This is a genomic window from Citrobacter sp. CRE-46 (assembly GCF_059615875.1).
The window spans coordinates 5222529-5242518 of record NZ_CM184341.1 but is presented as its reverse complement, the minus strand read 5'-3'; the positions used below and the strand labels follow the sequence as shown (position 1 = coordinate 5242518).

Sequence of the window (19990 nt, the reverse complement as noted above, 5' to 3'; positions counted from 1 at the left end):
GGCGGACTCCACTCGAACAAAAGTCGATAAATGACAAAGGCTGAAACATTCATGATTGTTGACGCACATCGACAAGACCCTATGCAAAGGGTGACGTGCGAATTGCTATCTGCAATTTTACCCGATCAGGATCCATTGAAACGATCGGGACCGCGGATCATAGCGTAAACTGAGAAAGAGATCTTCTGTTTCTCACAGATTCTTCCCGATTTATCCACAGGATGATCCAGAATCGGCTAAGTGTAAACGATCCTGGAGAAGTGCTGCAGGTTTTAGCGCGCATATTGAAAAAATTAATGAGTAAAGATGCTTTACTGCTTAAACGATCTAATAAAGATCCCGGGCGATCCTTGCGCTTTATCCACCAGCCCGTATAATTCTTACCCCCAGCGAGTAACGGTCGCCTTACGGCGTCAACGCTGCCTGTTTTTCACACAAAACCTTGTGGAAAAAAGCGGGAAATAAGGAAAGAGAATTGACTCCGGAGTGTACAATTATTACAATCCGGCCTCTTTAATCACCCACACTGTGGCGTAAGTCGTTCGAAACTCGTTCGGGTATACGCAAAAGTCAGTGAATTTATTCAAGTTTAGGTAGAAATCGCCATGAAACGCACTTTTCAACCGTCTGTACTGAAGCGCAACCGTTCTCACGGCTTCCGTGCTCGTATGGCTAATAAAAATGGTCGTCAGGTTCTGGCACGTCGTCGTGCTAAAGGCCGTTCTCGTCTGACCGTTTCTAAGTAATAAAAGCTAGCCCCTGAGTGGTTAAGCTCGCATTTCCCAGGGAGTTACGTTTGTTAACTCCCACTCATTTCACATTCGTCTTCCAGCAGCCACAACGGGCTGGCACGCCGCAAATCACCATCCTCGGCCGCCTGAATTCGCTGGGGCATCCCCGTATCGGTCTTACCGTCGCCAAGAAAAATGTTAAACGTGCGCATGAACGCAATCGGATTAAACGTCTGACGCGTGAAAGCTTCCGTTTACGTCAGCACGAACTTCCCGCAATGGATTTCGTGGTGGTGGCGAAAAAAGGGGTTGCTGACCTCGATAACCGTGCTCTCTCGGAAGCGTTGGAAAAATTATGGCGTCGCCATTGTCGCCTGGCTCGCGGGTCCTGATAGCCCTCATTCGGGTCTATCAACGCCTGATCAGTCCGCTGCTTGGGCCGCATTGCCGTTTCACTCCAACCTGTTCGAGCTACGGAATTGAGGCATTGCGCAGGTTTGGAGTGATAAAAGGCAGTTGGTTGACGGTGAAACGCGTATTAAAATGCCACCCTTTACACCCTGGTGGTGACGATCCCGTCCCGCCCGGACCATTTGATACCAGAGAACACTAACGATGGATTCGCAACGCAATCTTTTAGTCATCGCTTTGCTGTTCGTGTCTTTCATGATCTGGCAAGCCTGGGAGCAGGATAAAAACCCGCAACCTCAGGCCCAACAGACCACGCAGACAACGACCACCGCAGCGGGTAGCGCCGCAGACCAGGGCGTACCGGCCAGTGGCCAGGGGAAACTGATTACGGTTAAAACTGACGTGCTTGATCTGACCATCAACACCCGTGGTGGTGATGTGGAACAGGCTTCGCTGCCAGCTTACCCGAAAGAACTTGGTTCTACCGAACCGTTCCAGTTACTGGAAACCACGCCACAGTTCATCTACCAGGCACAGAGTGGCCTGACAGGTCGTGACGGCCCGGATAACCCGGCTAACGGCCCACGTCCGCTGTACAACGTCGAAAAAGACGCATTTGTACTGGCAGACGGTCAGAACGAACTGCAGATCCCGATGACCTATACTGACGCAGCGGGTAACACGTTCACTAAAACGTTTGTCCTCAAGCGTGGTGAATATGCTGTCAACGTTAACTACAGCGTGCAGAACGCCGGCGAGAAACCGCTGGAAATCTCCACCTTTGGTCAGCTGAAGCAATCCATCAATCTGCCATCTCATCGCGACACCGGTAGCAGCAACTTTGCGCTGCACACCTTCCGTGGCGCGGCGTACTCCACGCCGGATGAGAAGTATGAGAAATACAAATTCGACACCATTGCTGAAAACGAAAACCTGAACGTCAACGCTAAAGACGGTTGGGTCGCAATGCTGCAACAGTATTTCGCAACGGCATGGGTTCCGCGTAACGACGGCACCAACAACTTCTACACCGCTAACCTGGGTAACGGCATTGCCGCTATCGGCTATAAATCTCAGCCGGTACTGGTACAGCCAGGCCAGACTGGCGCGATGACCAGCACCCTGTGGGTCGGCCCGGAAATTCAGGACAAAATGGCGGCCGTTGCACCGCACCTGGATCTGACCGTGGATTACGGCTGGTTGTGGTTCATCTCTCAGCCGCTGTTTAAACTGCTGAAGTGGATCCATAGCTTCCTGGGTAACTGGGGCTTCTCCATCATCGTTATCACCTTTATCGTTCGTGGCATCATGTACCCGCTGACCAAAGCGCAGTACACCTCCATGGCGAAGATGCGTATGCTGCAGCCGAAGATTCAGGCGATGCGTGAGCGTCTGGGCGATGACAAACAGCGTCAGAGCCAGGAAATGATGGCCCTGTACAAAGCTGAGAAGGTTAACCCGCTGGGCGGCTGCTTCCCGCTGATCATCCAGATGCCAATCTTCCTGGCGTTGTACTACATGCTGATGGGCTCCATTGAACTGCGTCATGCGCCGTTCGCGCTGTGGATCCATGACCTGTCTGCACAGGACCCGTACTACATCCTGCCGATCCTGATGGGCGTGACGATGTTCTTCATTCAGAAGATGTCTCCGACCACCGTGACCGACCCGATGCAGCAGAAGATCATGACCTTTATGCCGGTCATCTTCACCGTGTTCTTCCTGTGGTTCCCGTCAGGTCTGGTGCTGTACTATATCGTCAGCAACCTGGTAACCATTATTCAGCAGCAGCTGATTTACCGTGGTCTGGAGAAGCGTGGGCTGCATAGCCGCGAGAAGAAAAACTCCTGATTCGGTGTAGGCCGGATTAGGCGAAACCGCCATCCGGCAAACGGAACATAACGTAAAGGGCGGTCATTAGACCGCCTTTTTTATTGCATCACAAAGAGACATATCATGAGCCATAACGACACCATCGTCGCTCAGGCCACCCCTCCGGGACGTGGTGGCGTGGGTATCCTGCGTATCTCCGGCCTGAAAGCGCGCGAGGTCGCAGAAACCGTACTGGGCAAACTGCCAAAACCGCGTTATGCCGACTATCTGCCGTTTAAAGACGCGGATGGCAGCGCGCTGGATCAAGGCATTGCCATGTGGTTTCCCGGCCCAAACTCCTTTACCGGTGAAGACGTTTTAGAGCTGCAGGGTCACGGCGGTCCGGTGATTCTTGATCTGCTGCTCAAACGTATTTTGACCATTCCCGGGCTGCGCATTGCCAGACCCGGTGAATTCTCCGAGCGCGCGTTTCTCAATGATAAGCTCGATTTAGCCCAGGCAGAGGCGATTGCCGACCTGATCGATGCCAGCTCGGAGCAAGCGGCTCGCTCGGCGCTGAACTCGTTGCAGGGCGCCTTTTCCGCACGGGTAAATCATCTTGTGGAAGCGCTCACTCACCTGCGCATCTACGTGGAAGCGGCGATTGATTTCCCGGATGAAGAAATCGACTTCCTGTCTGACGGCAAGATTGAAGCGCAGCTCAATAGCGTTATCAGCGATCTTGATGCCGTACGTGCCGAAGCGCGTCAGGGTAGCCTGCTGCGCGAAGGGATGAAGGTGGTGATTGCTGGTCGCCCGAACGCCGGGAAATCAAGCCTGCTAAACGCGCTGGCAGGCCGCGAAGCCGCCATTGTCACCGACATCGCCGGCACCACCCGCGACGTACTGCGTGAGCATATCCATATCGACGGCATGCCGCTGCACATTATCGACACCGCCGGTCTGCGCGATGCCAGCGATGAAGTTGAACGCATTGGGATCGAACGCGCATGGCAGGAAATCGAACAGGCCGATCGCGTACTGTTTATGGTTGATGGCACCACCACCGACGCCGTGGACCCGGCTGACATCTGGCCGGACTTTATTGCCCGTCTGCCCGCCAAACTACCTATTACCGTGGTGCGTAACAAAGCAGATATTACCGGTGAAACGCTGGGCCTGAGTGAAGTAAATGGTCACTCACTGGTGCGCCTCTCCGCACGTACCGGTGAAGGCGTTGACGTGCTGCGCAACCATCTCAAGCAGAGCATGGGCTTTGAAACCAATATGGAAGGCGGCTTCCTGGCGCGTCGTCGTCACCTACAGGCGCTGGCAGAAGCGGCGGAGCATCTCGAGCAGGGCAAAGCCCAACTGCTCGGAGCATGGGCCGGAGAATTGCTGGCAGAGGAGCTACGTCTGGCTCAGCAAAACCTCAGTGAGATTACCGGTGAATTTACCTCCGACGATCTGCTGGGACGGATTTTCTCCAGCTTCTGTATTGGTAAGTAACGTGTGTTGCCCGGTGGCGCGATGCCTACCGGGCCTACAGGCCCCGTCGTCTGGATAAGGTGTTTACACTCCCGTCCTGCAACAATAATTTCCCATGAGGAAAACACTGTTGTCCAAATGGCAACTCGTGCAGTTGACTCTCTGCCCGTATCCTTAGCGCCACATTCCTTATGAGGTCGCTATGACACGCTTTCTAATCTGCAGTTTTGCCCTGGTTCTACTTTATCCCGCCGGTATTGATATGTATCTGGTGGGACTGCCTCGCATTGCGGCCGATCTACAGGCCAGCGAGGCGCAACTGCATATCGCGTTTTCGGTTTATCTGGCGGGAATGGCGACGGCGATGCTTTTCGCCGGAAAAGTCGCCGACCAGTCAGGACGTAAACCGGTCGCCATAGTCGGCGCCCTCATCTTTATTTTCGCCTCTGCGCTGTGTTCATTTGCCGAGAGCGGTACACCGTTCCTGGTCGGCCGCTTTATTCAGGGCGTAGGCGCAGGCTGCTGCTATGTGGTGGCCTTCGCTATTCTGCGCGATACGCTCGACGATCGCCGCCGGGCAAAAGTGCTGTCGCTGTTGAACGGAATCACCTGTATCGTACCGGTGTTGGCTCCGGTGATGGGGCATCTGATTATGCTCAAATACCCGTGGCAAAGCCTGTTCTACACGATGATCGGTATGGGTGTGGTTGTATGCCTGCTGTCGGTATTTATCCTGCGAGAATCACGCCCAGCGACCCTCACGGCGTCTATACCAAAGAACCACGCCAACGAGTCTTTGGTGAACCGTTTTTTCTTAAGCCGTCTGGCCATTACCACTCTCAGCGTGTCGGTGATCCTGACCTTCGTGAATACCTCTCCGGTGTTGCTAATGGAAGTGATGGGCTTCGACCGTGGTGAGTATGCCACGACGATGGCCATGACCGCAGGTATCAGTATGGCGGTCTCTTTCTCGACGCCGTTCGCCCTCAGCGTTTTCAAGCCTCGCGTTCTGATGCTGACTTCTCAGGTGCTGTTTCTGTCCGCAGGCGTGGTGTTAACCCTCGCCAGCTCGCATACGGTGACGCTGTTTGGGCTGACCTTAATCTGCGCCGGGTTCTCGGTTGGTTTTGGTGTCGCCATGAGTCAGGCGCTGGGGCCGTTCTCGCTGCGGGCAGGGGTTGCCAGCTCGGCGTTAGGTATTGCGCAGGTTTGTGGCTCATCATTATGGATTTGGCTGGCAGCGGTCCTCGGCCTTGATGCGCTGAATATGCTGATCGGGATTCTGATTGGCTGTAGCATAGTGAGTATCATGCTGATTATCACTGTTGCCCCCAACCGGTCCGCGCCAACTCATGAAGAAATCCCTCAGCAGTCTCGATCTTAATTTGTTGCTGTGCCTGCAGTTATTGATGCAGGAACGCAGCGTTACCAAAACCGCCAAACGGATGAACGTCACGCCGTCGGCGGTCAGTAAGTCGCTGTCGAAACTGCGGACCTGGTTTGACGACCCGTTGTTTGTAAACACCCCGCTGGGACTTACGCCGACGCCGTTAATGGTCAGCATGGAGCAGAATCTGGCAGAGTGGATGCAGATGAGCAATCAATTGCTGGATAAGCCGCACCATGAGGCTCCGCGCGGGTTGAAGTTTGATCTGGTGGCCGAAACGCCGCTGGTAATGATCATGTTCAACGCCCTCTCCCGGCAGATCTATCAGCGTTATCCCCAGGCGACAATCAAAATACGCAACTGGGACTATGATTCGCTGGATGCGATTATTCGCGGCGAGGTGGATATCGGCTTCACCGGTCGCGAAAGCCATCCGCGTTCGCGAGAACTGCTGAGCCTACTGCCGTTGTCGATCGACCATGAAGTGTTGTTTTCCGATCTCCCTTGCGTCTGGCTACGTGAAGATCATCCGGCATTGCAGGAAGAGTGGAGTCTGGACACATTTCTGCGCTATCCCCACATCAGTATTAGCTGGGAGCAAAGCGATACCTGGGCGCTGGACGATGTGCTTCAGGAGATGGGGCGCACACGCAATATCGCGTTATGCCTGCCAGGTTTTGAGCAGTCGCTGTTTATGGCCGCACAGCCGGATCATGCGCTGATAGCCACCGCGCCGGTCTATTGTCAGCGTTATAACCAACTCCACCAGCTTCCGCTAGTGGCGCGTCCTATGCCATTTGATGCTGCACAGTTAGAGAAAATGCGCGTACCGTTCACTCTCCTTTGGCATAAACGTAACAGCCATAATCCGAAGATCGTCTGGCTGAAAGACACGATCAAGGCGTTGTATCGCGATATGTCCTGACGATCCGCCGCCAGAGTGTTGCTTAAATGACCATTCTGGCAACAGAAATGTAAATGTCGCGTAATGTATTCCATTTCCGTTTATTTTTTAGCCCGTAAAACCTGCCTGAACGCCGTGTAAATGTTACTCTGGTAATAATAACGGACCATTAATCACGGAGCGAAAAATGGCGACACATTTTGCCAGAGGGATTCTTACGGAGGGACACCTGGTTTCAGTTCGTCTCCCTACTCCATGTCACATTGAAGCAAGAAATCTACCCGCTCACCGCCGAACACGTTTCCTGGCCTCCCGAAGCCTTCTCGCAGAACTGATGTTCATGCTTTACGGCACCAGCACGTTGCCTGAGATTGTTACTGAGGCGAAAGGTAAGCCCGTTTTTCGCGATAAAAACCTGCCGGGATTTTCGATTTCTTATGCTGGAAATATCGTTGGCGTTGCGCTGACAACAGAAGGTGTGTGCGGCCTGGATATGGAGCTTCAGCGAGCGACACGGGGTTTTCACAATCCGAATTCAACACAAACCTGGCGCTTCTCCAGTAACGAAAACCTGTGGATCAATAACCAAAACGACCCAAACGAAGCGCGTGCGCAGCTCATTACGTTGCGCCAGAGCGTTCTCAAACTCACCGGCGATGTGTGTAATGACGATCCGCGCGAACTCCAGCTTTTACCCGGCGCAGGACGTCTGAAATGTGCCCATGTTGCGCAGGTGGAAGCCATTTGCGATGCGGAAGATGTGCTGGTGTGGTCGGTTGCGGTTACGCCAACCATTGAAAAACTCAAGGTTTGGGAGTTTGATGGTAAACAGGACTGGAAAAGTTTGCCTGATATCCAGACTCGCGCCAATGAGCCAACGGGTCGTCTGATCCGGTTCTCTCAATTATGCGCAGCGAAAAGCCATACGCTTAACTGATTTAACCTTCATGATGAAACAGGAGTCACCATGTCTGAAACATTGAATGTTGTTACGTTACTGGGAAGTCTGCGCAAAGGTTCGTTTAACGGCATGGTTGCCCGCACGCTGCCTAAAATTGCGCCCGCAGGAATGGAAGTGAGCGCGTTACCGTCGATTGGTGATATCCCGCTGTACGATGCCGACCTCCAGCAGGAAGAAGGCTTCCCGGCCAGCGTAGAAGCGCTGGCAGAGCAAATAAGGAAAGCTGATGGTGTTGTTATTGTGACACCGGAATATAACTATTCTGTTCCTGGCGGACTGAAAAACGCCATCGACTGGCTGTCCCGCCTGCCCGATCAGCCATTATCTGGCAAGCCGGTGCTGATTCAGACCAGCTCAATGGGCGCTATTGGCGGCGCGCGCTGTCAGTACCATCTTCGTCAGATCCTGGTGTTCCTCGACGCCATGGTGATGAACAAGCCGGAATTTATGGGCGGGGTCATTCAGAACAAGGTGGATCCGCAGACGGGTGAAGTAATCGACCAAAGCACGCTGGACCATCTGACCGGTCAACTGACCGCATTTGGCGACTACATTCAGCGCGTGAAAGCGTAAACGAAAAAGCCCGGCGATTTGCCGGGCTTGTCTTTCTAAAACCAAATAAACAGCGATCAGTGCGCGTCGATAAACACAATCTTCAGTACAAACAGCAGCGCAACAACGATGACGCACGGGCTGAGATCGCGCAAACGTCCGGTCCCGATTTTCATCACGCAGTAGGAAATAAAGCCCAGCGCGATACCTTCGGTAATCGAGAAGCTAAACGGCATCATCACGGCGGTAATAAACGCCGGAACCGCTTCTGTCAGGTCATCCCACTTCACGCGCGACAGGCTTGATGTCATCAGCACACCGACGTAAATCAGCGCACCGGCCGCGGCATAGCCCGGCACCATTCCCGCCAGCGGCGACAGGAAGATAACCAGCAGGAACAGCAGGCCAACGACCACGGCTGTCAGACCGGTACGTCCGCCGACAGAAACCCCGGAAGAAGATTCAATATACGCGGTAACGGAAGAAGTACCGATAAACGCGCCGGTAACAGATGACACGCTATCTACATACAACGCCTGCTTCATACGCGGGAACTTGCCCTTCGCATCCGCCAGACCGGCTTTATCCGTAACGCCAATCAGCGTACCGGAGGAGTCGAACAGGTTGACCAGCATGAATGAGAAAATCACCCCCGCCAGGCCAATATTAAACGAACCGGCCAGATCGACATGGCCAATAACGGACATCACGCTCGGTGGCGCAGAGACGATACCGTTGTAATGCACATCGCCCAGCATCCAGCCCAGTAACGTGGTCACAATGATGGAGATCAGCACCGCCGCATGAATGTTGCGCGACGCCAGAATCGCGATGATAAAGAAGCCCAGAATACCGAGCAGCACGCTGTGAGACGTCAGGTTGCCGATGGACACCAGCGTGTCTTTGTTCGCCACGATAACACCAGCGTTTTTCAGCCCCATCATGCCGATGAACAGACCAATACCGCTGGTGATCCCCACGCGCAGGCTAACCGGGATATTTGCAATCATCCAATAACGTACGCGGAAAATTGTCAGCAGCAGCAAACCTACCGCGCCCCAGAAGATAGCGCCCATACCAATCTGCCAGGAGAGGCCCATCGCGCCGACGACCACGAAAGCAAAGAATGCGTTCAGGCCCATAGCAGGCGCAAGGGCGACCGGCAGGTTGGCAAACAGGCCCATCAGGATGCTACCAAAAGCAGCAATAAGACAGGTGGTAACAAAGACGGCGCTGGTATCCATGCCAGCTACGCCAAGAATTTGCGGGTTAACAAAAACGATATACACCATCGTCAGGAAGGTCGTTAAACCGGCGATCACTTCGGTCCGTGCCGTCGTGCCATGTTCGCGCAGTTTGAACACGCGTTCCAGCATCCCCTGGCCAGAAGCCTGGGTTGTGTGTTGTTGACTCATTATCAATTTCCGAACAAGGAGGGAAAATTCGTCGCTATCCTATACCAAAATGCGACAATAGGGTTGGGTTATGAGCAACTTTTTTCATTGATTTTGCTTATACGGCAACGATTGCGTGGCCCAATAATGCATTACGAAAACGTTAAACTTGTTAAAATGGAAATGACATGTCCCAGATAGAAGCCGTATTTTTTGACTGTGACGGTACCCTTGTTGACAGTGAAGTGATTTGTTCTCGCGCGTATGTCAGCATGTTCCAGGCGTTCGGCATTACGCTCGATCTTGAAGAAATTTTTAAACGCTTCAAAGGGGTAAAGCTGTACGAGATCATCGACATTATCAACGAAGAGCACGGTGTCGAACTGGCAAGAGCTGATTTAGAACCGGTTTACCGCGCTGAGGTCGCACGTCTGTTCGATACGGAACTGGAGGTGATCGCTGGCGCTAATGCGCTACTGGACAGTATGACAGTGCCCATGTGCGTAGTCTCTAACGGTCCGGTCAGTAAAATGCAGCATTCGCTGGGTAAGCTGGGCATGTTGCACCATTTTCCTGATTTATTGTTCAGCGGTTACGATATCCAACGCTGGAAGCCCGATCCGGACCTGATGTTCCATGCGGCAACAGCGATGGACGTCAACGTTGAGAACTGCATTCTGGTCGATGATTCCAGTGCCGGCGCGCAGGCGGGGATTGCGGCGGGAATGGAAGTATTCTATTTCTGCGCCGATCCGCACAACAAACCGATCGATCATCCAAAAGTGACGACTTTTACCGATTTGGCCCAGTTGCCGGAATTGTGGAAAGCGCGCGGATGGGATATTACGCGTTAACTGAAATGCCGGATGGCGCTGACGCTCATCCGGCCTATTTTCTACGTTTTTATTACTCTTTCGGATCTTTCCCCGCCAGCAGCTTATCCAGCTCATCACCACCTACATGACGGAAATCTTGTCCCTTCACGAAGTAGAAAATGTATTCGCAGATATTCTGGCAACGGTCACCGATACGCTCGATGGAACGGGCGCAAAACAGCGCGGTAAGCACGCTTGGGATAGTACGCGGGTCTTCCATCATATAGGTCATCAGCTGACGCACGATGCCTTCATATTCCTGGTCAACTTTCTTATCTTCACGATAAATACGTACCGCTTCGTCCAGATCCATACGCGCAAACGCATCCAGCACGTCATGCAGCATCTGCACAGTGTGGCGGCCCAGTGATTCCAGGCTGACCAGCAGCGGCTGATGCTGATGCGAGAATTTCTCCAGCGCGGTGCGACAAATTTTGTCCGCCACGTCGCCAATACGCTCCAGCTCAGCGATGGTTTTGATAATCGCCATCACCAGGCGCAGGTCGCTGGCGGTCGGCTGACGTTTGGCAATAATACGCACGCAGGCTTCGTCGATCGCCACTTCCATCATGTTGACGTTCTTATCGCCTTCAATGACGCGCTTCGCCAGCTCGCTGTCCTGGTTATGCATGGCGGTAATCGCATCAGAAAGCTGCTGCTCCACCATGCCGCCCATGGTCATCACCTGGGTACGGATGCTTTCCAGCTCTGCGTTGAACTGGCCGGAAATATGTTTATTTAGGTTAAGGTTATCCACAACAAGCTCCTGAATCAGCCGTAACGACCGGTGATGTAGTCTTCAGTTTGTTTCTTCGCGGGCTTGGTGAACAGATCGTCCGTGTTGCTGAACTCAATCAACTCGCCCAGGTACATAAATGCCGTGTGATCGGAACAACGTGCCGCCTGCTGCATGTTGTGGGTCACGATAACAACGGTGTAATCCTCTTTCAGCTCGGTGATCAGCTCTTCGATACGCCCGGTAGAGATCGGGTCGAGCGCTGAACATGGCTCATCCAGCAGAAGCACTTCCGGGCGAATGGCGATGCCACGCGCAATGCACAGACGCTGCTGCTGACCACCAGAGAGAGAGTACCCACTCTGGTGTAATTTATCTTTGGTTTCGTTCCACAATGCGGCCTTGGTCAATGCCCACTGCACACGCTCGTCCATATCCGCACGAGAGAGTTTCTCAAACAGACGCACGCCAAACGCGATGTTGTCGTAGATGGACATCGGGAACGGCGTCGGCTTCTGGAATACCATCCCCACTTTGGCACGCAGCAGCGCGATATCCTGGGTATTGGTGAGAATATTGTCGCCATCCAGCAGGATTTCACCTTCCGCACGCTGTTCCGGGTACAGCTCAAACATTTTGTTGAACGTACGAAGCAGCGTCGATTTACCACAGCCTGACGGCCCGATAAACGCCGTAACCTGGTTTTTAGCAATATCCAGGTTGATGTTCTTCAGGGCATGGAATTTGCCATAGTAGAAGTTCAAATCACGAACCTGAATCTTACCCGGGGCAGTATCAACCATACTCATTTCAATCTATTCCTCATCCGGCGCCGCATCAGCCACGCCGTAAAAATTAACCGTGTTTCTTCTTCGCGAAAATAACGCGCGCCAGAATGTTCAGCAGCAGTACGCACAGGGTAATAATCAGTACCCCAGCCCAGGCCAGTTGCTGCCACTCAGCAAACGGGCTCATCGCAAACTTAAAGATAGTGACCGGCAGGTTGGCGATAGGCTGCATCATGTCGGTACTCCAGAACTGATTGGAGAGCGATGTAAACAGCAGCGGAGCCGTTTCACCGGCAATACGCGCAATAGCCAGCAGGACACCTGTAATAATGCCCGAGACAGACGCCTTCAGGGTGATCGCAGAAATCATCTTCCACTTCGGCGTACCCAGCGCATAGGCAGCTTCACGCAGGCTGTCCGGCACCAGTTTGAGCATGTTCTCTGTAGTACGAATAACAATGGGCACCTGCAGCAGCGCCAGCGCGATAACGCCCGCCCAGCCGGAGAAGTGCTCCATTTTTGCTACCACAATGGTGTAAACGAACAGACCGACCACGATTGATGGCGCAGACAGCAGGATGTCATTGATAAAGCGGATGACCTCAGCCAACCAGGACTTACGTCCGTACTCAGCCAGGTAGATGCCCGCCATAATACCCAGCGGGGTACCAAACACGGTCGCCCACAGGATCAACAGTCCGCTACCGGCCAGAGCGTTCGCCAGACCACCACCAGCTGTATTCGGCGGCGGCGTCATTTCGGTGAACAGCGCCAGCGACATACCGTCGATACCACGGGTAATCGTGGACATCAGGATCCAGATAAGCCAGAACAGACCGAACGCCATGGTCGCCATAGAGAGCGTCAGGGCGATACGGTTCTTCAGGCGGCGACGCGCCTGCATTTTACGGCGGGATTCCGCAAGCGCAGTGGTGTTTTGCATTTCAAGCGTAGCCATTAGCGTGCCCCCTCGTTCTTCGCAAGGCGCATGATCATGAACTTAGACGCAGCCAGTACGATGAAGGTGATCACAAACAGAATCAGGCCCAACTCCATCAACGCGGCAACGTGCAGACCTGATTCCGCTTCGGCAAATTCATTCGCCAACGCAGAGGTAATACTGTTGCCCGGCATATACAGCGATGCACTGTCGAGCTGATAGGTGTTACCGATGATAAAGGTCACCGCCATGGTCTCGCCAAGTGCGCGACCCAGACCCAACATCACGCCGCCGATCACGCCATTTTTGGTGAACGGGAGGACGATGCGCCAGATAACTTCCCAGGTGGTACAACCGATGCCGTAGGCTGACTCTTTCATCAGCACCGGCGTTTGTTCGAACACATCGCGCATAACCGCCGCAATGTAAGGAATAATCATGATGGCGAGGATCACGCCCGCAGCCAGAATCCCAATACCAAACGCCGGACCAGCAAACAACGCGCCAACAAACGGAATGTTGGAAAGGATGTTACCGACCGGTTCCTGGAAATAAGTCGCAAACAACGGAGCAAAGATAAACAGGCCCCACATGCCGTACACGATACTTGGAATTGCCGCCAGCAGCTCAATAGCGATACCCAGCGGGCGACGCAGCCAGCCGGGCGCAAGTTCAGTCAGGAACAAAGCAATGCCGAAACTCACCGGAACGGCAATCAGCAGTGCGATAAGCGAGGTGACCAGCGTACCGTAAATCGGGACTAATGCACCGTAGATATCGTTTGGCGCATCCCATTCTTTAGTCCACAGGAAGGAAAAACCAAATTTCTGAATGCTTGGCCAGGAGGAGATAACCAGAGAGACAATGATGCCACCCAACATCAATAGCACAATCAGCGCAGCCAGTTTTACCAGCGCGCTGAATATCATGTCACCCTTTTTACCCGGTGGGTTAAAAGCAGGCTTTGTTGCAGCCATAAATCACTCTTTAAGTTAAACGCGTTTACTAAGTTGCCCATGCCGGATAGCGCTACGCTTATCCGGCCTACACCCAGGGCCTACGGTAGAAACCGTAGGGCGGATAAGCGTAGCGCCATCCGCCAATTCGTCAAAGATATTCTATTAGTACAGCGCTTTACCGCTGCTGTCTTTCACGTTGGTTTTCCATGCAGCACGAACCTGCTCAACCACGCTGTCCGGCAGGCTGGCATAATCCAGATCATTAGCCTGTTTGCCGCCATTTTTGTACGCCCAGTCGAAGAACTTCAGCACTTCAGCGCCCTGCTCAGGTTTCTTCTGCTCTTTATGCACCAGGATGAAGGTGGTGGAAGTGATTGGCCACGCATCGTCACCTTTCTGGTTGGTTAGATCCTGCGCGAAGGTTTTGCTCCAGTCAGCGCCTTTCGCGGCGTTAGCAAAGTTCTCTTCGGTCGGGCTTACCGGTTTGCCATCAGCAGAGACCAGCCTGGTGTACGCCAGATTGTTCTGCTTAGCGTAAGCGTACTCAACGTAGCCGATTGAACCAGGCAGACGTTGGACGAATGCGGCGATACCGTCGTTACCTTTACCGCCCAGACCGGTCGGCCAGTTAACGGTAGAACCGGAACCAATTTTAGATTTCCACTCTTCGTTCACTTTTGCCAGGTAGCTGGTGAAGACGAAGGAAGTACCGGAACCGTCAGCACGACGCACAACGGCGATGTTCTGCGAAGGCAGTTTCAGACCCGGGTTCAGTTTGGTGATGGCTTCATCATCCCACTTCTTAATTTTACCGAGGTAGATGTCGCCCAGCGTTTTACCGTCAAGCACCAGCTCGCCGGATTTCAGGCCAGGGATATTCACCGCCAGCACCACACCGCCGATCACGGTCGGGAACTGGAACAAGCCTTCTTGATTGAGTTTTTCGTCAGACAGCGGCGCATCTGAGGCACCGAAATCAACGGTATTCGCAGTGATTTGTTTTACACCACCGGAGGAGCCGATACCCTGGTAGTTTACTTTGCTACCAGTCTCTTTCTGATAGGTATCTGCCCATTTGGCATACACTGGCGCAGGAAAAGTTGCACCTGCACCTGTCAGGCTCGCTGCGGCAAAGGCAGAGAACGCGCTCATGGATAAGGTCGCGGCGACAACAGTTGCGACAGTGGTACGCATAACTTTCATAATGTCTCCTGCACGGTTTTCGTAAATTGTTGTTTGAGTTGCTACTGTGAGCAAAATAGGACAAACAGGTGACAGTTAAATGTACGAAATATGACAGTTTTATGACAATGAAAAATAATGCGCCAGGAACAATTAAAAACAGTATAAAAACAAAAGGTTAATTGATTATGTGACAATCATATTTCGGCAAAATTTTCTTTTTATGACACTGAAAACAGTAGCTGAAGATGACGGTTTGTCACATAAAACAGGCGGGATAATTGATTAAAAACAGAACAAGCTTAAAAAAATGCCCCGCTTTAAGCAGGGCATTTTCAGTTCAGCGGGGTTCGGCTTATTCCACGGTAACCGACTTCGCCAGGTTACGCGGCTGGTCCACGTCGGTGCCTTTAATCAGCGCCACGTGATACGCCAGCAGCTGCAGCGGAACGGTGTAGAAGATCGGTGCAATCACCTCTTCCACATGCGGCATCTCGATGATGTGCATGTTTTCGCTACTGGTAAAGCCAGCATCCTGATCGGCAAAGACGTACAGTTGACCGCCGCGGGCACGAACTTCTTCAATGTTGGATTTCAGTTTTTCCAGCAGTTCGTTGTTCGGTGCGACCACGATAACTGGCATATCGGCATCGATCAGCGCCAGCGGACCGTGCTTCAGTTCGCCTGCGGCATAAGCTTCAGCGTGAATATAAGAGATCTCTTTCAGCTTCAGCGCGCCTTCCAGCGCAATCGGATACTGATCGCCACGGCCCAGGAATAGCGCATGGTGCTTATCAGAGAAACCTTCCGCCAGAGCGGCAATGCGTTTGTCCTGGGAGAGCATCTGCTCAATACGGCTCGGCAGCGCCTGCAGACCATGAACGATCTCTTGCTCAATAGACGCATCCAGACCTTTCAGACGAGACAGCTTAGCCACCAGCATCAGCAGAACGGTCAACTGAGTGGTAAAGGCTTTCGTCGAGGCCACACCGATTTCGGTACCGGCATTGGTCATCATCGCCAGGTCGGATTCACGCACCAGAGAGGACCCCGGTACGTTACAGATAGCCAGCGAGCCCAGATAACCCAGCTCTTTAGACAAACGCAGACCCGCCAGGGTATCCGCCGTTTCACCAGACTGGGAAAGGGTGATCATCAGGCTGTTACGACGCACGGCAGATTTGCGATAGCGGAATTCAGAGGCGATTTCGACATCACAAGGAATACCGGCCAGCGACTCAAACCAGTAGCGGGACACCATACCGGAGTTGTATGACGTGCCACAGGCGATAATCTGGATATGCTCAACCTGAGACAGCAGCTCATTAGCACGCGAACCCAGCTCGCTTAAATCCACTTCACCGTGGCTAATGCGCCCGGTCAGCGTATTTTTAATCGCATTCGGTTGTTCGTAGATCTCTTTCTGCATGTAGTGGCGATAAATACCTTTTTCGCCCGCGTCATATTGCAGATTCGATTCGATATCCTGACGTTTCACTTCCGCGCCAGACTTGTCGAAAATAGAGACCGAACGACGGGTCACTTCCGCGATGTCACCCTCTTCCAGGAAGATAAAGCGACGGGTTACCGGCAGCAGCGCCAGCTGATCGGAAGCAATAAAGTTTTCACCCATACCCAGACCAATCACCAGCGGGCTACCAGAACGAGCCGCCAGCAGCGTTTCCGGGCTACGGGTATCCATGATCACCGTCCCGTAGGCACCGCGCAGTTGCGGAATAGTACGCAGTACGGCTTCACGCAGCGTCCCACCCTGTTCCAGCTCCCAGTGCACCAGGTGAGCAATCACTTCGGTATCGGTTTCAGAAACAAAGGTGTAACCACGCGTTTTCAGCAGTTCACGCAGCGGTTCATGGTTTTCAATGATGCCGTTATGCACCACGACAATGTGTTCAGAAACATGGGGATGCGCGTTCGCTTCTGAAGGTTCTCCGTGGGTCGCCCAACGGGTATGAGCGATACCGGTACCGCCATGCAGCGGATGTTCTTCCGCTGCAGCAGTCAGCATCTGCACTTTACCCAGACGACGCAGGCGAGTCATATTGCCTTCAGCATCGACAACGGCCAGACCAGCAGAGTCATAACCACGATATTCCAGACGACGTAAACCTTCGAGAAGGATTTCAGCTACATCACGCTGCGCGATAGCGCCAACAATTCCACACATATTTTTTGATTCCGAATTTAGGCATTGTGCCTGTCGTTGTCGCTGACCTGTATTTGCCCTTTCCGGGCGCCCCGAGCCTTGTAGAGAGTGGGGTTATTTTTATGGTACTGCTTGTTGAGCGGAGGATTATGTTATCCCCTCGTCTCTGGTCTGCCTGATGGCGCTCACGCTTATCAGGCCTACAGAACGTCACCGCACGCAGGCCGCCATCCGGCAAAAACTGAATTACTTTTTCTTCACCGGGCGCTGCCAGCCTTGTTTATGGACCTGAGGCACACGGCTTAATACCAGTTCGTTATCGGCAACATCGCGAGTTACGGTCGTCCCCGCCGCGATGGTGGCGCCTTTACCCACGGTGACAGGTGCCACCAGCTGAGTATCGGAACCGACAAACACATCATCGCCAATAATGGTTTTAAATTTATTCGCGCCATCGTAGTTGCAGGTGATCGTACCGGCGCCGATGTTTACGTTATCGCCAATTTCCGCATCGCCCAGATAGGTCAGGTGACCCGCTTTAGAGCCTTTACCCAGACGCGCTTTTTTCATTTCGACGAAGTTACCCACGTGTGCGCCTTCCTGCAGCTCTGCACCCGGGCGCAGACGCGCGAAAGGACCGATGGTGCATGCTGCTTCCAGATGCGCATCTTCCACCACGCTGTACGGACTTAGCTCACAACCATCACCAATCACGCTGTTTTTGATGATGCAGCCAGCGCCAATCTTGACGCGATCCCCAACGGTTACGTTACCTTCAATGATAACGTTAGTATCAATTTCGACATCGCGCCCGTGAATAAGCGTACCGCGAAGATCAAAACGTGCCGGATCGCGCAGCATCACGCCCGCCAACAGCAGTTTTTCTGCCTGCTCGGACTGATAAACACGCTCCAGACGAGAGAGCTGAAGACGGTTGTTCACCCCTTCCGTTTCACTGATTCGTGCCGGATGTACCGCAGCAATTTCGCGCCCTTCCTGATATGCCATCGCAATGATATCGGTGATGTAGTATTCACCCTGCACGTTGTTGTTGGTCAGTTTGGACAGCCAGCGCTTCAGGTCTGCGCCGTTGGCAATCAGGATGCCGGTGTTGATTTCCTGGATTTGACGCTGCTCGTCAGTGGCATCCTTATGTTCAACAATGCCTGTGACTTTACCGTTATCACGCGTAATTCGCCCATAACCCGATGGGTCGTCCAGTTTAACCGTTAACAAGCCGATTCCCCCCTGCGGTTTAGCATCACGCAGGCGACGTAGTGTTTCGGTGGAGATCAGCGGCACATCGCCATAGAGCATTAAAATGTCTTCGTCATCACTAAAGAATGGTGCCGCCTGTTGCATTGCATGACCGGTACCCAACTGCTCGGCCTGCAGTACCCAGTTCAGGTTGCCATCTTTCAGCGTCTGCTTAAGCAAATCACCACCGTGTCCGTAGACCAGATGTACGTGAGTCGCGCCTAATTCGTTAGCGGCATCAATGACATGCTGCACCATCGGTTTTCCTGCGAGGGTATGCAGCACTTTAGGGAGATCGGAATACATACGCGTGCCTTTGCCTGCGGCAAGGATCACGACGCTCATAGCATTATTCAACATACACGTCCTGACTGTAATTTGAGAACGAATTTATACCGTTTCACATTGAAAATACTACATTTTTTTCATCGTGAAATGGACCGAAGATAAAACGTTCAATCGGGGAAATTCCCCATCTGATAACTGTCTATTTTCGTCTATATCTACGTGTTTTGTCTCCCCAAAACCAGCTGTCTGCTCTTATTAAAGCCTTAGGTGGATGTTTTTGCTATTTTTTTGCCGCATAAATAAAGAATGACATTAGCGAAGGTATGATTTTAGGCATGCAATTCAGTGGGAAGCAGAAAAGGTAAACACGACAATACAATGTGAAAGAAAAGAGCAGGAGGGGGGGAATTTAACAAATGGCGCTAGCTGATAAACTGCATTACGCATCGCGCCACAGAACAGGCAGGGAAGACTAAAAACTCATATTGCTGAACAGGGCGATGATTTTGTTGATCAATTTCATGTTGGTATCTCTTTTTTATCTGAGTTTATTATGTGATATACATCACAAAAAAGAGTCTACGCCTCAATTTTTGACCAATCAATATTTTTTTGATCTAAATCACGAAATAATAAAACTGCTTTTTATTTCCATTTTTCCTGAAACAAAGCGAAAAAAAAGCCAGCCTGGAAACCAGACTGGCCTTGTGTTTTCAAGCCGGTGTTACATCGCTTTTTTGGTCAACTCGATAACGCGTAGTTTCGCGATCGCTTTGGCCAGTTCCGCAGATGCCTGAGCGTAATCCACGTCACCATGAGAGCTCTTGATATGCTCTTCAGCCTTACGCTTCGCTTCCAGGGCTCTCGCTTCATCGAGATCCTGTCCGCGAATCGCGGTGTCAGCCAGTACGGTCACGCTGCCAGGCTGCACTTCGAGAATGCCGCCGGACAGGTAGATAAACTCTTCATGACCGAACTGTTTAACGATGCGGATCATACCAGGCTTAATGGCGGTGAGCAGCGGAGCGTGACCCGGGAAAATACCCAGTTCACCTTCACTACCCGTTACCTGGATTTTTTCGACCAGACCAGAGAACATTTGTTGCTCTGCGCTGACGACGTCCAGGTGGTAAGTCATTGCCATATCACCCTCCGATTAAG

Annotated in this window: 20 protein-coding genes; 11 read left to right on the top strand and 9 right to left on the bottom strand. The window is 52.6% G+C overall.

What is annotated here, in order from left to right:
• The first annotated feature begins 221 nt into the window (after window positions 1-221).
• From AC534G_RS25405 to AC534G_RS25360, 10 genes are all read left to right on the top strand, one after another.
• Complete coding sequence (locus AC534G_RS25405; RefSeq protein WP_419866962.1) at window positions 222-377, top strand: hypothetical protein; 156 nt, start codon at window positions 222-224, stop codon at window positions 375-377.
• Between the two features lie 228 nt (window positions 378-605).
• Window positions 606-746, top strand: a complete 141-nt coding sequence (gene rpmH / locus AC534G_RS25400) for a 50S ribosomal protein L34 (RefSeq protein WP_003023858.1) — start codon at window positions 606-608, stop codon at window positions 744-746.
• Window positions 747-763: 17 nt separating this feature from the next.
• On the top strand, window positions 764-1123 hold the full coding sequence (rnpA, locus tag AC534G_RS25395) for a ribonuclease P protein component (RefSeq protein ID WP_003844432.1): 360 nt from the start codon (window positions 764-766) through the stop codon (window positions 1121-1123).
• A complete protein-coding gene (gene yidD / locus AC534G_RS25390) occupies window positions 1087-1344 on the top strand; it encodes a membrane protein insertion efficiency factor YidD (protein WP_003023846.1) in 258 nt (85 codons plus the stop codon). The genes rnpA and yidD overlap by 37 nt, the downstream gene beginning before the upstream one ends.
• Window positions 1345-1346: 2 nt before the next feature.
• Complete coding sequence (gene yidC, locus AC534G_RS25385) at window positions 1347-2993, top strand: membrane protein insertase YidC (protein WP_006687746.1); 1647 nt, start codon at window positions 1347-1349, stop codon at window positions 2991-2993.
• A 105-nt stretch (window positions 2994-3098) separates the two neighbouring features.
• Complete coding sequence (gene mnmE / locus AC534G_RS25380; RefSeq protein ID WP_110496396.1) at window positions 3099-4463, top strand: tRNA uridine-5-carboxymethylaminomethyl(34) synthesis GTPase MnmE; 1365 nt, start codon at window positions 3099-3101, stop codon at window positions 4461-4463.
• A gap of 181 nt (window positions 4464-4644) precedes the next feature.
• Window positions 4645-5826 (top strand): MFS transporter, encoded by a 1182-nt coding sequence (locus AC534G_RS25375; RefSeq protein WP_110496394.1) that lies wholly within the window; start codon window positions 4645-4647, stop codon window positions 5824-5826.
• Window positions 5795-6754, top strand: a complete 960-nt coding sequence (gene yidZ / locus AC534G_RS25370) for an HTH-type transcriptional regulator YidZ (protein WP_038635741.1) — start codon at window positions 5795-5797, stop codon at window positions 6752-6754. The genes AC534G_RS25375 and yidZ overlap by 32 nt, the downstream gene beginning before the upstream one ends.
• Window positions 6755-6920: 166 nt before the next feature.
• A complete protein-coding gene (locus tag AC534G_RS25365) occupies window positions 6921-7670 on the top strand; it encodes a 4'-phosphopantetheinyl transferase family protein (protein WP_069323648.1) in 750 nt (249 codons plus the stop codon).
• Window positions 7671-7700: 30 nt separating this feature from the next.
• A complete protein-coding gene (locus AC534G_RS25360; protein WP_003023832.1) occupies window positions 7701-8267 on the top strand; it encodes an NADPH-dependent FMN reductase in 567 nt (188 codons plus the stop codon).
• A gap of 56 nt (window positions 8268-8323) precedes the next feature.
• Here AC534G_RS25360 and adeP read toward each other — a convergent pair whose 3' ends face one another.
• The gene (gene adeP, locus AC534G_RS25355; RefSeq protein ID WP_006687753.1) at window positions 8324-9661 is read right to left on the bottom strand and encodes an adenine permease AdeP; all 1338 of its coding nucleotides are present in this window, start codon (window positions 9659-9661) and stop codon (window positions 8324-8326) included.
• A gap of 167 nt (window positions 9662-9828) precedes the next feature.
• Here adeP and yieH point away from each other — a divergent pair, with 167 nt between their 5' ends.
• Window positions 9829-10494 carry a 6-phosphogluconate phosphatase gene (gene yieH / locus AC534G_RS25350; RefSeq protein WP_069323647.1) on the top strand — a complete coding sequence of 222 codons (666 nt, stop codon included), beginning with the start codon at window positions 9829-9831 and terminating at the stop codon, window positions 10492-10494.
• Between the two features lie 52 nt (window positions 10495-10546).
• Here the strand turns inward: yieH and phoU are convergent, their stop codons facing one another.
• The 8 genes from phoU to AC534G_RS25310 form a co-directional block, all read right to left on the bottom strand.
• Window positions 10547-11272, bottom strand: coding sequence for a phosphate signaling complex protein PhoU (phoU, locus tag AC534G_RS25345; protein ID WP_038635754.1), 726 nt, complete (start codon window positions 11270-11272; stop codon window positions 10547-10549).
• 14 nt (window positions 11273-11286) lie between these two features.
• Window positions 11287-12060, bottom strand: coding sequence for a phosphate ABC transporter ATP-binding protein PstB (gene pstB / locus AC534G_RS25340; protein WP_003023821.1), 774 nt, complete (start codon window positions 12058-12060; stop codon window positions 11287-11289).
• Window positions 12061-12106: 46 nt separating this feature from the next.
• Window positions 12107-12997 carry a phosphate ABC transporter permease PstA gene (gene pstA, locus AC534G_RS25335; protein WP_003827037.1) on the bottom strand — a complete coding sequence of 297 codons (891 nt, stop codon included), beginning with the start codon at window positions 12995-12997 and terminating at the stop codon, window positions 12107-12109.
• Window positions 12997-13956 (bottom strand): phosphate ABC transporter permease PstC, encoded by a 960-nt coding sequence (pstC, locus tag AC534G_RS25330; RefSeq protein ID WP_038635761.1) that lies wholly within the window; start codon window positions 13954-13956, stop codon window positions 12997-12999. Before pstC ends, pstA begins: the two co-directional genes overlap by 1 nt.
• A gap of 144 nt (window positions 13957-14100) precedes the next feature.
• Complete coding sequence (gene pstS / locus AC534G_RS25325; protein ID WP_038635764.1) at window positions 14101-15141, bottom strand: phosphate ABC transporter substrate-binding protein PstS; 1041 nt, start codon at window positions 15139-15141, stop codon at window positions 14101-14103.
• A gap of 334 nt (window positions 15142-15475) precedes the next feature.
• The gene (gene glmS, locus AC534G_RS25320; RefSeq protein WP_038635767.1) at window positions 15476-17305 is read right to left on the bottom strand and encodes a glutamine--fructose-6-phosphate transaminase (isomerizing); all 1830 of its coding nucleotides are present in this window, start codon (window positions 17303-17305) and stop codon (window positions 15476-15478) included.
• Between the two features lie 225 nt (window positions 17306-17530).
• Entirely contained in the window at window positions 17531-18901 is a 1371-nt protein-coding gene (gene glmU, locus AC534G_RS25315; RefSeq protein WP_042311407.1) for a bifunctional UDP-N-acetylglucosamine diphosphorylase/glucosamine-1-phosphate N-acetyltransferase GlmU, read from the bottom strand.
• Window positions 18902-19553: 652 nt separating this feature from the next.
• The gene (locus AC534G_RS25310; protein ID WP_003023809.1) at window positions 19554-19973 is read right to left on the bottom strand and encodes a F0F1 ATP synthase subunit epsilon; all 420 of its coding nucleotides are present in this window, start codon (window positions 19971-19973) and stop codon (window positions 19554-19556) included.
• Window positions 19974-19990: the final 17 nt, after the last annotated feature.